10 protein-coding genes and 2 tRNA genes are annotated in these 13,017 nt (G+C 75.0%); 8 read left to right on the forward strand and 4 right to left on the reverse strand.

Annotation, left to right across the window (positions count from 1 at the left end; all coding sequences use genetic code 11):
- Positions 1 to 3 precede the first annotated feature (3 nt).
- From IH54_RS42780 to IH54_RS45250, 4 genes are all read left to right on the forward strand, one after another.
- On the forward strand, positions 4 to 681 hold the full coding sequence (locus IH54_RS42780; RefSeq protein ID WP_078861897.1) for a DUF3566 domain-containing protein: 678 nt from the start codon (positions 4 to 6) through the stop codon (positions 679 to 681).
- Positions 682 to 741: 60 nt separating this feature from the next.
- Positions 742 to 818 (forward strand) — tRNA-Ile (locus IH54_RS0103305).
- 172 nt (positions 819 to 990) lie between these two features.
- Complete coding sequence (locus tag IH54_RS46035; RefSeq protein WP_199923322.1) at positions 991 to 1,131, forward strand: DLW-39 family protein; 141 nt, start codon at positions 991 to 993, stop codon at positions 1,129 to 1,131.
- A 410-nt stretch (positions 1,132 to 1,541) separates the two neighbouring features.
- Entirely contained in the window at positions 1,542 to 3,152 is a 1,611-nt protein-coding gene (locus IH54_RS45250) for a hypothetical protein (RefSeq protein ID WP_159011624.1), read from the forward strand.
- Between the two features lie 28 nt (positions 3,153 to 3,180).
- Here the strand turns inward: IH54_RS45250 and IH54_RS0103320 are convergent, their stop codons facing one another.
- Positions 3,181 to 4,515, reverse strand: a complete 1,335-nt coding sequence (locus tag IH54_RS0103320; protein WP_031512726.1) for a serine/threonine-protein kinase — start codon at positions 4,513 to 4,515, stop codon at positions 3,181 to 3,183.
- A gap of 29 nt (positions 4,516 to 4,544) precedes the next feature.
- Complete coding sequence (locus IH54_RS0103325) at positions 4,545 to 5,123, reverse strand: DNA-binding protein (RefSeq protein WP_031512727.1); 579 nt, start codon at positions 5,121 to 5,123, stop codon at positions 4,545 to 4,547.
- A gap of 99 nt (positions 5,124 to 5,222) precedes the next feature.
- Here IH54_RS0103325 and IH54_RS0103330 point away from each other — a divergent pair.
- Positions 5,223 to 5,295: transfer RNA gene (locus tag IH54_RS0103330), tRNA-Ala, on the forward strand.
- A 329-nt stretch (positions 5,296 to 5,624) separates the two neighbouring features.
- Here the strand turns inward: IH54_RS0103330 and IH54_RS0103335 are convergent.
- A complete protein-coding gene (locus tag IH54_RS0103335; RefSeq protein WP_031512728.1) occupies positions 5,625 to 6,269 on the reverse strand; it encodes an FMN-dependent NADH-azoreductase in 645 nt (214 codons plus the stop codon).
- An 85-nt stretch (positions 6,270 to 6,354) separates the two neighbouring features.
- On the opposite strand from IH54_RS0103335, the gene IH54_RS0103340 reads away from it, so the two are divergent.
- From IH54_RS0103340 to IH54_RS0103350, 3 genes are all read left to right on the forward strand, one after another.
- Positions 6,355 to 6,885 (forward strand): MarR family winged helix-turn-helix transcriptional regulator, encoded by a 531-nt coding sequence (locus tag IH54_RS0103340; RefSeq protein ID WP_078861898.1) that lies wholly within the window; start codon positions 6,355 to 6,357, stop codon positions 6,883 to 6,885.
- A gap of 47 nt (positions 6,886 to 6,932) precedes the next feature.
- Positions 6,933 to 10,388 (forward strand): AfsR/SARP family transcriptional regulator, encoded by a 3,456-nt coding sequence (locus IH54_RS0103345; RefSeq protein WP_031512731.1) that lies wholly within the window; start codon positions 6,933 to 6,935, stop codon positions 10,386 to 10,388.
- Positions 10,389 to 10,489: 101 nt separating this feature from the next.
- Entirely contained in the window at positions 10,490 to 12,058 is a 1,569-nt protein-coding gene (locus tag IH54_RS0103350) for an MFS transporter (RefSeq protein WP_052397013.1), read from the forward strand.
- 107 nt (positions 12,059 to 12,165) lie between these two features.
- Here the strand turns inward: IH54_RS0103350 and IH54_RS0103355 are convergent, their stop codons facing one another.
- Positions 12,166 to 12,948, reverse strand: coding sequence for a DUF5324 family protein (locus IH54_RS0103355; RefSeq protein WP_063762189.1), 783 nt, complete (start codon positions 12,946 to 12,948; stop codon positions 12,166 to 12,168).
- Positions 12,949 to 13,017: the final 69 nt, after the last annotated feature.

Below are 13,017 nucleotides of genomic sequence, written 5' to 3' on the forward strand. Positions count from 1 at the left end.
GCCGTGAGTGGAGCCACGGGCGCCGGAGGCGGGGCCGGGACGACCGGAGGTGCCCGTGGCTCGGCTGGCGGCGCTGACCAGGGGGGATACTCAGTGACGGGCACGCGTCAGCAGCCGGCCCAGCCGCATCAGCCGCCGCAGGCCTATGCGCCTCCGCCGCCGGGTGCGCCGCCGGCCCCGCCGGGTGCGCCCGGCGCGCCGGCCGCACCCGGCGGGCGGGGTGCGCAGGGCCGCTCCGGGGGGCGCGGCTCCGCGGCCTCCGCCGGGGTGCGCCGCCCGCGCCCGGCGGCGCGTACGGTGCCGCGCACCCGCAAGGCGCGGCTGCGGATCGCCAAGGCCGACCCGTGGTCGGTGATGAAGGTCAGCTTCCTGCTGTCCATCGCGCTGGGCATCTGCACGATCGTCGCCGTGGCGGTGCTGTGGATGGTGCTCGACGCGATCGGCGTCTTCAGCACGGTCGGCTCGACCATCTCGGACGCCACCACGTCCGAGCAGGGCGGCAAGGGCGGCTTCGACCTGGTGTCCTTCCTCTCGCTGTCCCGCGTGATGCTCTTCACCACGGTGATCGCGGTCATCGACGTGGTGCTGGCCACCGCGCTGGCCACGCTGGGCTCCTTCATCTACAACCTGTCCGCGGGCTTCGTGGGCGGTGTGGAGCTGACGCTCGCCGAGGACGAGTAGCGCCGGGCGATACCGATTTTGGGACATGGCCAGGCGTGCGCTAATCTTTCGTTGCAGCGCGGGGCTATAGCTCAGACGGTTAGAGCGCTTCCCTGATAAGGAAGAGGCCCCAGGTTCAAGTCCTGGTAGCCCCACCAACGCGCCGATGGGCACCTACTCGATCGAGTAGGTGCCTATCGGCGTTTGTGTGCCGGTCCGCGGCTGGGCGCGGCGCTTCGGGGCGCAGGTCACCGTTCGGTATCGGCTGCTGTGTATAGTCGGGCGCGTCAGGAGCTTTTTCCACCATGCATGAAGGAGGAGGTCGGGCCGATGAAGAAGTTTCTCCTGGTTGCACTGGCCGCCGTCGCCGGGCTGTTCGTCTACCGACAGATCCAGGCGGACCGCGCCGAGCAGGACCTGTGGACGGAAGCCACTGACTCGGTCCCGGCGGGTTCCGGCGCCAACGTGTGACGCCGCGGTGGGCCGCCGGGAGGCAGGCACCACCGCCCCAGGTCCCGGCCGCAGCGACTGCGGCCGGGACCTTCGTTTTTGCGGGACCGTGACTGCCCGCTGATGCGTTTGCGACAGCAAAGGAAATAATTTGCTGGAGCAAATAGCGGATATGACCGCGGTTGACGAGGGGGATGCGGCGCCATGAGGCGACGACCAGCGCCCGGCAGGCTCCTGCCGACGGCCACCGCCCTGCTGTGTGCGGCGGTGGGCCTGTTCACCGCTCCCGCAGCCCGGCCTCTTCCGGTGGGGGCGGGCTGAAACGCACGGACCTGGTGGCGGCGGGCACGGGCGGCGCCGTGGCGCTCGCCGGACTCGGAGTGGCGGGCCTGGTGCGCCGCCTGCGGAGCCGTACGACAAGGGGTGGGGCCATGGCAGGGCGCAGGGTGCCGCGCAGCGGCATACGGGCGGCAGCGGCCGCACGGCACGGTGTGCGGGCCGGGGCGACGCGACGGCACGGTGCGGGGCGGTCCGTGGTCAGGGCGGAGGGCGGTCGGCGCGGCGTACGTGGCGGGACGGCCGAACGGCTCGGTATATATGCCGCGGAAAACGGAGAACGCGGCATATATACCGAGGGCGGCAGGAATGCCTCCGGAAAAGGTGTCCGGCGCGGAGCCGGTGCCGTCGCGGCAGGGGCACTGCTGGCGCTGGGGGCGCTGGGGGCGCTGGGCGCCGGGCCCGCGTACGCCGACGGCGGAACCGGCGGCACTCCCGCGGCCACTCCCGGCGCGCCGGCCACCTGGCAGCCGCAGGGTGCTGAGCTGGCGGGTGCGGCCACGACCGCGGACGCCCCCGCGATGAAGCCCGGCGCCACCTACCGCGACACGATCAGGCCCGGCGAGACCCGCTTCTACGGCATCGCGCTCGACGCCACCTCCTCCGCCTATGCCTCGGCCTTCGCGCTTCCCACGCCCGGCGGGCGGGCGGCCTTCGACGACGGCATCGAACTGACCCTGCTCAGCGCGGACGGCGACCACTGCGACGACGAGAGCGCCCACTTCGGCACCGACGACGGGGTGCGCCCGGTGGGCACCGCGGTCTCCCGCACGGTCGCGGGTGACGACTCCTGCCAGGAGGCCAACCAGTACACCCTGTCCGTGCACCGCACCAGCGACGGCTCCTCCGACCCGGCGCCCTGGCCGCTGGAGCTGCGCTACGTCCTGGAGCCGCCGCTCAAGGCCGGCACCTCTCCCGGGCACGCGCCCGACTTCGACCCCGACAGCGCCACCCCCACCCCGCTGACCAGCGGCACCCCGCGGCAGGCGGCGGGCGGCACCTCCCCGGAGACCGCCGCGGCCGTCAGGACCGGCATCTGGAAGGACAAGGTGCTGCCGGGCGAAACCCGCTTCTACAAGGTCCCCGTCGACTGGGGCCAGCAGGCCACGGTCTTCGCCGACTTCTCCAACGCCCAGGTCACCGACGACTCCGGCTACACCAGCGGCGGTGTGCGGCTGGCCGCCTTCAACCCGGTGCGGGGGCTGGTCGACGACGCCGACCGCTCCTACGACGGCACCCCGACCTCGCTGCACGAGCAGCTCGCGCCCGTCTCGTACGCCAACCGCGCCGCCGACGACTCGGAGGTCTCGGCCGTGCGCTTCGCGGGCTGGTACTACTTCGCCGTCACCGTGCACCCGGAGGTCGCCACCTTCGTGCGGGGCGCCGTGCCGGTGACGCTGCGGATCGAGGTCTCGGGCAGTGCGCAGGCCGCGCCCGCCTACAACGGCGACCCGCAGGACGCCGGGATCGGGGTCGGCGCGCACGACGTGTCCTCGGCGGACGGCACCGCGCGGTCCTCGGCCGCCGGGGGCGGCGGCACCTCCGCGCGGCGCTTCGTGGGCTTCGCCGCCCTCGGTGCCGGGACGGTGCTGGTGCTGGCGCTGGGCGTGTGGACGCTCGTGGCGCGGCGGAGGCCTGTCGCCGACGCCACCGTCACGCAGCAACTGCCGCCGCAGTCCGGCTACGGGCCGCCGCAGCAGTGGTGACGGGGAGCTGAACCGCCCCGACGCTGCCTCAGCCCGTGGCCAGCGCCACGATGCCGACGGCGAAGCAGAGCACGGCGACGACCAGGACCGGGATCACCACCGAACGTGGTGGTCCCGGTCTGCGCTGCGGGGCTGTCCGGTGCGCGCCCCGGCGGGCCCCGGCGGTCGCGGGCGGCGGCAGGGGCTGCGGCTGGGCGCGCGGCTGCGGGGTGCCGGGGTCGGCCCCGGCAGCGGGAGCCGGCACGGGTACGGGTGCGGGAGCCGGGCCCGGCGGTGGCGGTACGGCGGGCTGGGCGGCGGGCGCGGGGACGTCGGCCCGGGTGGGCGGATGCGCGGCGGAGGGCTCCGCGGCGGCCGTGAGCGGGTGGCCGACCGACTGCGCCGCGCCCCGCGGACGTACCCCTGTGGCCTCCGGTCCCGGCACCGGGCCCGATTCCGTGACGGGCGGCCCGAACACGTACGTGCTGCCGCCGGTCGCCGCCCGCGCCGGGCCCTCCGGACCGAAACCCTCGGGCAGTGGCCCCACATGGTCGAAGATCTCGACCGGCTCCTCCCCCGCCGGAGGCTCGGGCAGCAGCTCGACGGCGCCCGCGAGCGCCTTCCGCGCCCCGAGCGCGGTACGGAAGCGGGCCTGCGGATCGGGCTGCAGCAGCGGCACCAGCACCTGCCACAGCGGCCGCGGCACCTCCCTGGGCGCCGGCGGTGCGCCGTCGGCGAGGAAGCGGGCGTTGACGGCCTCGGCGTCCGGGCGCAGCCCGCTCAGCAGGTAGAGGGCGACCAGACCGACGGCGTAGAGGTCGGCGGCGACGGCCGGTTCAGCGCCCTGGAGCTGCTCGGGCGCGAAATACCCGGGGGTGCCGACCACGAAGTGGGCGTCGGTGAGCCGTGGTTCGCCCTGTCGCATGGCGATGCCGAAGTCCGACAGCCGTACGTGCGGGGCGCCGGTGCCGGTCGCCTCCAGCAGGATGTTCGCCGGTTTGATGTCGCGGTGGATGATGCCCTCGGTGTGGACCGCGTGCAGCCCGGCGAGCAACTGGTCGAGCAGGACGCACACATAGTGCGGCGGCAGCGGCCCGTAGTCGCCGACCAGATGCGACAGCGAGCCGCCGCGCACCAGGTCCATGGTGAAGAGCACCTTGTCGTCGTCGGCGGCCCAGCTCGCCGGCGCCAGGACGTGCGGGTGGTCGATGCGCATGGCCTGCTCGCGGACGAAGCGCAGCAGGGCGTGGGCGTCCCGCTGCTGCAGCACCTTCGCCGCCACGTAGCGGCGCCGCCGCTGGTCCCAGGCCCGCCAGACCGCGCCGGTGCCGCCGCGTCCGATCGGGTCCACCAGTTCGTAGCGACCGGCGAAGACCTCACCCATGGCGTCCTGCTTCCCCCTGCGGCCGTCCGTCAGTCCCGGTGCGCCTCGTAGTGGGCCACGGCCTCGCTGGTCCGCCCGGCGCCGTACACACGGAGGAACTCTGCCAGGTGCGGATGGAGCGGCGCGAGGGAGCGGGCCGCCTCCTCCACCTCCGCGGCCGAGGCCAGTGAGCGCAGCACCTCCTGGATGCCGCGTACCACCTCGCGGGGCGCGACCGCCGGGGCGTCGGCCGGGACCGCGGAGTGCGTCGTCGTGCTGAGCACGGAGGTGGCCGCAGCGTCGCGGATCTCGTCCATTCGGGCCGCCGCCTCCAGCGCTCCCGTCCGCCCCTCCGCGACCTGCCCGGCCAGCTCCTGGAGTGCCTGCAGCCGCTGCACCACCGCCGGGTTGCCGATCTTCGCCCGCTGCCCGCTCTTGAGCTGCGACAGCATGGGCGCCGACAGCCCCAGTACCGCCGCGAGCCGCGCCTGATTGAGCCCCAGGTCCGTGATGAGCCGCTGGAAGAGCTCCCCCAGCGGCTCCCCGTACCACCCACGCTGCAATTCCCGCGCCTCCAGCGCCCGCGCCCCGGCGTCCTGGCCCCCTCCGGTCCGGCCCGAACCGTCCATGGCCACCCCCTGTTTGCGCGTGCGAATCCGCAAACCATCCTAGGTCCCGGAAATGCCGTTCGGCCGACCGCGCTCCACCGGGTACGCTGTCTCCGTTGCGGGGCCTTAGCTCAGTTGGTAGAGCGCTGTCTTTGCATGGCAGATGTCAGGGGTTCGACTCCCCTAGGCTCCACCGCAGCTCAACGCCCCTTTCGCGGACCGCGGAAGGGGCTTTCGCATGCCCGGGGTCCATGCGGGCCGGACGCGGGGTCCGCTCGGGTCGGCGGCGCGGTCCGGGGGGCGAGCTGGCCGAGGGCCGGGGTCGTGGGCGGGAGGGTCCGGCGGAGGGTCCGGTGGTCACCGCGAGGGTGGCGGCGGGCAGCCGTGGCCCTCGGGCGCGGGCTGCTCGCCCTCACCCAGGCGCTGGGCCTGGCGGTGCCGGCCCGGACGAGGGCCGGGTGAGGGCGGTCGGGGGCGTGGGCCCCGCGGCTGCGGGAGGACGCCGCGGGGCATGGAGCGGGCTCAGGCGGCGACGGGGGCCGGCCAGAGGGCGTCGATGGCCTGCTCTGCCTCGGAGAGGCTCTTGTCGGCGAGCGGGATCAGCTCGGCCATCGCCGGGTTGACCCGGGCGAGCGTCAGCTCGGCGGTGATGAAGCGTGGGACGAGGCCGGTCAGGGAGACGCCGTGCGGGAGCCACTGCTGGGCGTGGTCCCAGCCCTCGCGCGGGGTGCCGGGGGCGTAACCGCCGCCGCGGGACTCCACGACGACGAAGTCGCGGTCGCCGAGCAGGCCTTCCTGCGTCTCGGGGTGGACGGACAGGCCGACGGCGATCAGGTGGTCGACCCAGGACTTGACGCTGCTGGGCGCCCCCCAGTTGTAGACGGGCAGGCCGAACACCACGGTGTCGGCCGCGAGGACCTCGCCGACGACCTCCTGGCTCAGCGCCCAGGCCGCCGCCTGCTCGGGCGTCCGGTCGGCCTCCGGGACCGTCCCGGCGTGCACGGTCGCGGGGGTCAGGTGCGGCAGCGGGTGGTTGCCCAGGTCACGGTAGGTGACCGTGCCCTCGGGGTGAGCGGCACGCCACGCGGCCGCGGCGCGGGCGGTCAGCCGCCGACTGGTGGAGTTCTCGCCCTGGACGCTGGAGTCGATGTGCAGCAGGTGAGGCATCTCGTTGGCCCTCTCTCATTGATTTGTCTTACGCCAACGATTTATAGCACGACACGATTCCCGCATGTCGAGATAGACTTCGTGAATGACCTCCCTGCCCGTGCTGAACCAGCCGCCGCGGCGGTCGGGCGCGCTGCTCGACCACGTCGCGCGGCGCATGCGGCTGCACGCGGAGGGGGTGCTCGCGCCTCTCGGGTTGCGGCCGCGGCATCTGGTGGCGCTCACGGTGCTGCGCGACCAGGGCGGCAGCACCCAGCAGGCCCTCGCGACGACGCTGATGATGGATCGCGCCACGGTGGTCGGCCTGCTCAACGAGCTGGAGAGCGACGGGCTGATCGAGCGGCAGCGCTCCCCCGAGGACCGCAGGCGGCACATCGTGCGGCTGACCGCGCGGGGGACGCGCGTGCTGGTCAAGGCGGAGCTGTCGCTCGCCGGGGTCGAGGACGAGGTGCTGTGCGCGCTGGACGCCGACCAGCGGAACACCCTCTACGAGCTGCTGCTGCTCGCCGCCTCCGGATCGCTGCCCGCCTGTGACGCCGCGGCGCACGGGCCGGCGGGCGACGGCTGCGACCCCGCGGAGGACGACGGCGGCTGCGCCCCGGCGGCCGGCTGCTGATACGCACCCGGTGCGCTGGGCCGCAGGTGCGACACAATCGGGGCGTGATGTTCGGCATCCTCGGTACGACGCGAGCCCTGGGCGCGGACGGCGCCGAACTGGCGCTGGGCGGCCCGCGGCGGCGCGCGCTGCTCGCGGTGCTGCTGCTCGACGCCGGGCGGCTCGTCGGCACCGAGCGCCTGATCGACGCGCTGTACGGGGAGGAGCCGCCGGTCGGCGCGGCCAACGCACTGCAATCGCAGGTCTCCCGGCTGCGGCAGGTGCTGCCCGTCCCGGTCGAGGGCCACCCCGCGGGCTACCGGCTCGCCGCCGCGCCCGACCAGGTGGACGCGCACTGCTTCCAGCAGCTCAGCGCGCAGGGCCGGGAGGCGCTGCTCGCCGGCCGACCCGCCCTGGCCGCCGAGGTGTTGCGGGAGGCCCTCGCGCTGTGGCGCGGCCCTGCGCTCGCCGACGTCGGTGACGCGCCCTTCGCCGCTGCGCAGGTCGCCCGGCTGGAGGAGTTGCGCACCGGTGCGGTGGAGGATTGCGCCGAGGCCGATCTCGCGCTCGGCCGGCACCGCTCGCTGGTCGCCGAGCTGGGAGCGGCGGTCGCGGCCCACCCGCTGCGGGAGCGGCTGCGCGGCCAGCTGATGCGGGCGCTGTACGGCAGTGGGCGGCAGAGCGAGGCGCTGGAGGCGTACGAGGACGCCCGGCGCGAGCTGGCCGAGTCCCTCGGCGCGGACCCCGGGCCCGAACTGGCCGCCGTGCACCTGGCGATCCTCCGCGGTGAGCCCCTCGACACCCCGGCGGACGTTGTTCCACGTGAAACAGCGGAAAACACCTCCAGCCAGGATGTTCCACGTGAAACGCCGTCAGTCACCGGTTCCTCGGGACCAGTCCGGTCCGCGGCGCAGGCCCCTCCCGCAGCTCCGCCCTCCACCGCACCCGCAGCCGCACCCGCGCCCGTATCCGCGCCGGACGCGTACCCACTGCCTGCCGCCCAGCACGATCTGCCGGCCCAGCTCACCAGCTTCGTCGGCCGCGGCGAGGAACTGTCGGCGCTCGGCGAGGCGTTGGCACGGAGGCGGCTTGTGACCCTCATCGGTCCGGGCGGCGCGGGCAAGACCCGCCTCGCGGTGCAGGCGGCCGGCCGCCATCCGCACGACGCCTGCTTCGTGGACCTGACCGGCGTGACCGACGGGGCCGAGGTCCCGCAGGCCGTCCTCGGCGCCCTCGGCCTGCGCGACGCGGGCCTGCTCCCGCCTGCGGGCCACACCGGCCCCACGGGTGCCGCCACCGGGACGGGCGCCGCCGACCTCGCGGCCCGGATCGCCGCGGCCCTCGCCGACCGGCCGCTGCTGCTGGTGCTGGACAACTGCGAGCACGTGGTGGCCGAGGCCGCAGCGCTCGCCGAGCGGCTACTCGGCGCCTCTCCGCACCTGCGGATCCTGGCCACCAGCCGGGAGGCCCTCGGCATCACGGCCGAGACGCTGTGCCCGGTCCCCACGCTCGCCCTGCCGCGGCCCGGCAGCGACCGCGACCAGGTGCTCGCCTCCCCCGCGGTGCGCCTCTTCGCCGAGCGCGCGGCAGCCGTCAGCCCCGGCTTCGACCTGGGCGCCGACCCGGCCACCGCCGACACCGTGCTGCGGCTGTGCACCGCCCTCGACGGGCTGCCGCTGGCCATCGAACTGGCCGCCGCCCGGCTGCGCACGCTGCCCGTCACCGAGATCGCGGCCCGGCTCGGTGCGCTGCCCTCGGACACCGCCTCCTACAGCCTCGGGCCGCGGCCCGACGTGCTCTTCCGGCTGTTGTCGCGCGGCAGCCGGACCGCCCAGCCGCGGCAGCGCACGCTGCGCGGGGTCGTCGAATGGAGCTGGGAGCTGCTGCCGGAGGACGAGCGGGCCGTGCTGCGCCGCGCCTCGGTCTTCGCGGGCGGCTGGACGCCGGCGGCCGCCGAGGCGGTGTGCGCCGACGGCGACAGCGCCGCAGGCATCGAGCCCGAGGACATGCTCGACCTGATGGCCGCGCTGGTCGAGAAGTCGCTGGTGGTGGCCCAGCACACGGACGGGCCCGGCGGCGTCCGCTACCGGATGCTGGAATCCATCCGCGCCTACGGCGCCGAGCGGCTCGCCGAGGCGGGCGAGACGGAGCGGACCCACCGCGCGCATGCCGCGTACTTCCTCGGCTTCGCGCTCGCCGCCGACCCCCATCTGCGCGGCGCCGGCCAGCTGGAGTGGCTGCGGCTGCTCTCCGACGAGCGTGACAACCTCCAGGCCGCCCTGCACCGCACCCTCGACGCCGGCGACATCCCCGGCGCCATGCGGCTGATCGCCGCGCTCTCCTCCTACTGGCTGCTGCGCGGCGTGCGGTACGAAGGCGTCGGCCCCGCCCGGCAGGTGCTGGCCGCCCTCGGGCCGCACGCTCCCGAGGGCATGGAGGAGGAGTACGCCCTGTGCGTGCTCGCCGTCGTGAGCGCGCTGAGCGACCCTTCCGGCTACACCGCGCACGTGGCCGAGGCCACCAGGATCGTCGAGGGCTTCTTCCGGGTGGCCATCCGCTTCCCCGTCCTCACGCTGCTGTGGGCGCCCTTCGCCGGGGCGCCCTCCGCCGATTCGGGTGACCTGGCCAAGGCGGAGGAGCGGCTCGCCTCCCGCAACGACCCCTGGTACGACGCGCTGGGACGGCTCGGGAACGGCTTCCAGGCGTGGCTGACCCATCGCGACCAGGACACCGCCCGCGAAGCCTGCGAGAACGCCCTTGCGGGCTTCCGCCGGCAGGGCGACCGCTGGGGCATGATCACTTGCCTGCATCTGCTCGCCGACCTCGCCGACCACGCGGGGGACCTGCACAGGGCCGTGGCGCTGCACGAGGAGGCGCTGGTACTCGCGGAGGAGCTGGACTCGGCCCTCGACGTCTCGGAGCTGCTCACCAACCGCGCCGCCTACCGGCTGCGGGCGGGGGACCTCGCGGGCGCCGAGGCCGACTGCGAGCGGGCTCTCGCGCTCTCCCGGCGCTCCGGCGCCCCGGAGGGACTGGCCTCGGCGCACCGGGGCCTGGCCGATGTCGCGCGGCTGCGCGGCGATCTGCCGGGCGCCCGGGTGCTGGCCGAGCAGGCGCTCGCCGAATGCCCCACCGGCTGGTTCTCCAGCAACGCGATCCGTACCGGGATACAGGTGGCCCGTGTCCGTGTCGCAGTGGCCGCGGGCGACGCGGACGGCGCGCGGGCCCCGCTGCGGGACGCGGTCACCTTCGACCCCGACGTGCTGCGGATGGCCGCGGAGACCGCCGCGACCGCCGCCGAGGCCGCCGCCGCCCTCGCGCTGCTCGACGGCGACCCACGGCAGGCCGCCGCGCTGCTCGGGGCCGCCGAGGCGCTGCGCGGCGGCCCCGGCACCGGGCCGGACAGCACCGGCGTCCTGGAGGACGTCCGCGCCGCGCTGGGCGACACGGACCGCCCGCAGGAGGCGCCTGTCGACCGGAACGCCGCCGTCGAGCTCCTGACCTCGTACGTCGGCCGCGGCTGACCTGTGCGCGCCGCGCGCACAGGGACCCGGTGCGCGCGCGGTGCGTGAGCGGTGCGCGGACGGTCAGCCGCCGGTCAGCGGCGCCCCGCAGGCTGCCGTGCATGACGAAGACATCGACGCACGACACCGCCGGCGCGACGGGCGCCGCCGACCGCGACGGGCGGCGCTGGGCCGTCCTGGCCATCTGCAGCGTCGCCTCCGCGCTGCTCGGCATCGACACCAGCGTGCTCAACTACGCCGTGCCCTCGCTCAGCGCGCAGCTCGCGCCGTCCGCGACCCAACTGCTGTGGATCGTGGACGTCTACGGCTTCGTGCTCGGCGGCCTGCTCATCGTGATGGGCAACATCGGCGACCGGATAGGCCGCAAGAAGCTGCTGCTGATCGGGGTGACCGGTTTCGGCGCCGCCTCCGCGCTCACCGCCTACGCCGGAAGCCCGGAGATGCTCATCGCCGCCCGTGCGCTGCTGGGCCTCTTCGGCGCCACGATCATGCCCTCCACGCTCTCCCTGGTGCGGTCGGTCTTCACCGACCCGAAGGAGCGCACCACCGCGGTGGGCATCAGCGGCGGGGTGGCCGCGGCCAGCTTCGCGCTCGGCCCGGTCGTCGGCGGCCTGCTGCTGGACCACTTCTGGTGGGGCTCGGTCTTCCTGGTCAACGTGCCGGTGATGGCGCTGGTGCTGGCCCTGGGCGTGGTCGTGCTGCCGGAGAGCCGCAATCCGAAGCCGGGGCGGCTGGACTGGATCAGCGTGCCGCTGTCGGTGCTGGGCATGTTCGGCGTGATCTACGCGATCAAGACCGCGGCCCGCGACGGGGTCGCCGAGCCCTCGGTGTGGATCGCCGCCGGCCTGGGGGCCGCGCTGCTCCTCGCCTTCCTCCGCCGCCAGGGCAGGCTCGCCGAACCGCTGCTGGACCTGCGCCTCTTCCGCAACGCGGCCTTCTCCGGCGCGATCGGCGCCAACGTCGTGACGATGTTCGCCTCGACGGTGCTCTCCCTCGGCTTCTCGCTGTACTTCCAGGAGGTGCGCGGCTGGTCGCCGCTGACCGCGGGCCTCGCCGTGCTGCCCGGCCCGCTGGCCGCCGCGCTGGTCGCACCCGCCGCCGGCGCGCTGATCCCGCTCATCGGCCGGGCCCGTACGGTGGCCGCCGGGCTGGTGCTGATGGGACTCAGCACGGCGGGCCTGGGCCTGGCCACCCAGCACAGCGCGTACTGGGAGCTGCTGCCCGTGGTGATCGTCAACGGCGCGGGCCTGATGCTCACCTTCGCGGTGACCGCCGACACCATCCTCGCCAGCGCACCGGCGACCCGCACCGGCGCCGCCGCGGCAACCTCGGAGACCGCGATGGAGCTGGGCGGCGCGCTCGGCATCGCGATCCTCGGCTCGGTGCTCAACGCCTACTACCGCAGCGGCCTGACGCTGCCGTCCGGGCTGACGGCCGACCAGACCGGCGCGGCCCGCGAGTCGGTGAGCGGCGGTGTGGCGACCGGCACGCAGCTGACCGGCGGGCTCGGACACCAGGTCGTCCAGGCGGCCAGGGACGCCTTCACCGACAGCCTGCACGTCACGACCCTGATCGGCGGCGGCCTGATGCTCGCCGGTGCGGTCGCCGCGCTCATCACCCTGCGCAAGGTGCCCGCGGTGCTGCTGGACCCGGAGCCCGCGACCGCCTGACCGCCCGTACGACCCCGCGGAGCCCTGGCCCGCCCCTCGACAGGGGCGGGCCAGGGCTCCGCGACGTGCGCGCCGGGGCGGGGCGAACCCCGCCCCGGCGCGGCGCCCTACGCGCCCTCGGGCTTGTCGTCCTCGGACGGCGAGGACTCGGCGTCGGCGTCCGTACCCGCGGAGCCGTCGACGAGGTCGATATGCGCGCCGCTCTGGCCGTTGACCGACGACGGCGGCCCGTCCAGCGGGTCGACGACGGTCAGGGTGCTGGTGCCGCTGATCGTCTCCTCGGGCGTCGGCGCCTCGGTGGCCTCGCCCGGCTCCACCAGCCACTCCGGGTCGGCCTGCGCGCTCCACCAGCGCCAGGCGGCGAAGACCGCGCCGCCCGCGGCCCCGGCCAGCAGCAGCGTGCGGAAGGCCCGCGCGGTCTGCTGACGCCGGATCCGCTTGCGGACCAGCCGGTCGATCTCGGCCGCGGTCACCTGGCCGCGCAGCGCGTGCAAGGCCGCGGTGCCGCGCACCATGGCCTCGGCGGTGACCGGTACGGCCACCGCCCGCGTCGCCGCGACCGCGGAGCTGACCCGCGGCACGGCGTAGTCGGTGGCCGTCCGCGCGCCCTGCGCGGTGCGCTTGGCGGCGGTCTCGACCGCTTCCGCGGCCTTCGGCGGCACCGCCGCCCAGGCCTGCTCGCGCGCCTGCTTCACCTGGGCGGCGAGCTTGGCGTCGTAGGCCCGGCGGGCGCACGCCCCCGCCTGCTGGGCGTAGACACCGGCCTGCTGTGCGTACCGCGCGGCCTCGTCCTTCGCGGTGTTCGCGTACGGCGCAGCCACCTCCGCGGCGTGCCGCACGCTGTCCTTCGTCATGTCGGCCGCGTTGCGCACGCTGTCGATGCGGGTCACAGGAACCTCCTCCTCGGTGGCGTACGGTTTTCGCCTTTCCATCCGGTTTGAAATCATGCCCTCCTACAT

It is taken from the genome of Streptomyces sp. NRRL F-5123 (assembly GCF_000721495.1).
GTDB lineage: Bacteria > Actinomycetota > Actinomycetes > Streptomycetales > Streptomycetaceae > Actinacidiphila.

Coding starts and splice junctions, on each gene's coding strand:
- IH54_RS46035 (WP_199923322.1), top strand. CDS start 991: ATGAAGAAGTTTCTCCTGGTTGCACTGGCCGCCGTCGCCGGGCTGTTC.
- IH54_RS45250 (WP_159011624.1), top strand. CDS start 1,542: ATGGCAGGGCGCAGGGTGCCGCGCAGCGGCATACGGGCGGCAGCGGCC.
- IH54_RS0103320 (WP_031512726.1), bottom strand. CDS start 4,515: ATGGGTGAGGTCTTCGCCGGTCGCTACGAACTGGTGGACCCGATCGGA.
- IH54_RS0103325 (WP_031512727.1), bottom strand. CDS start 5,123: ATGGACGGTTCGGGCCGGACCGGAGGGGGCCAGGACGCCGGGGCGCGG.
- IH54_RS0103335 (WP_031512728.1), bottom strand. CDS start 6,269: ATGCCTCACCTGCTGCACATCGACTCCAGCGTCCAGGGCGAGAACTCC.
- IH54_RS0103340 (WP_078861898.1), top strand. CDS start 6,355: ATGACCTCCCTGCCCGTGCTGAACCAGCCGCCGCGGCGGTCGGGCGCG.
- IH54_RS0103345 (WP_031512731.1), top strand. CDS start 6,933: ATGTTCGGCATCCTCGGTACGACGCGAGCCCTGGGCGCGGACGGCGCC.
- IH54_RS0103350 (WP_052397013.1), top strand. CDS start 10,490: ATGACGAAGACATCGACGCACGACACCGCCGGCGCGACGGGCGCCGCC.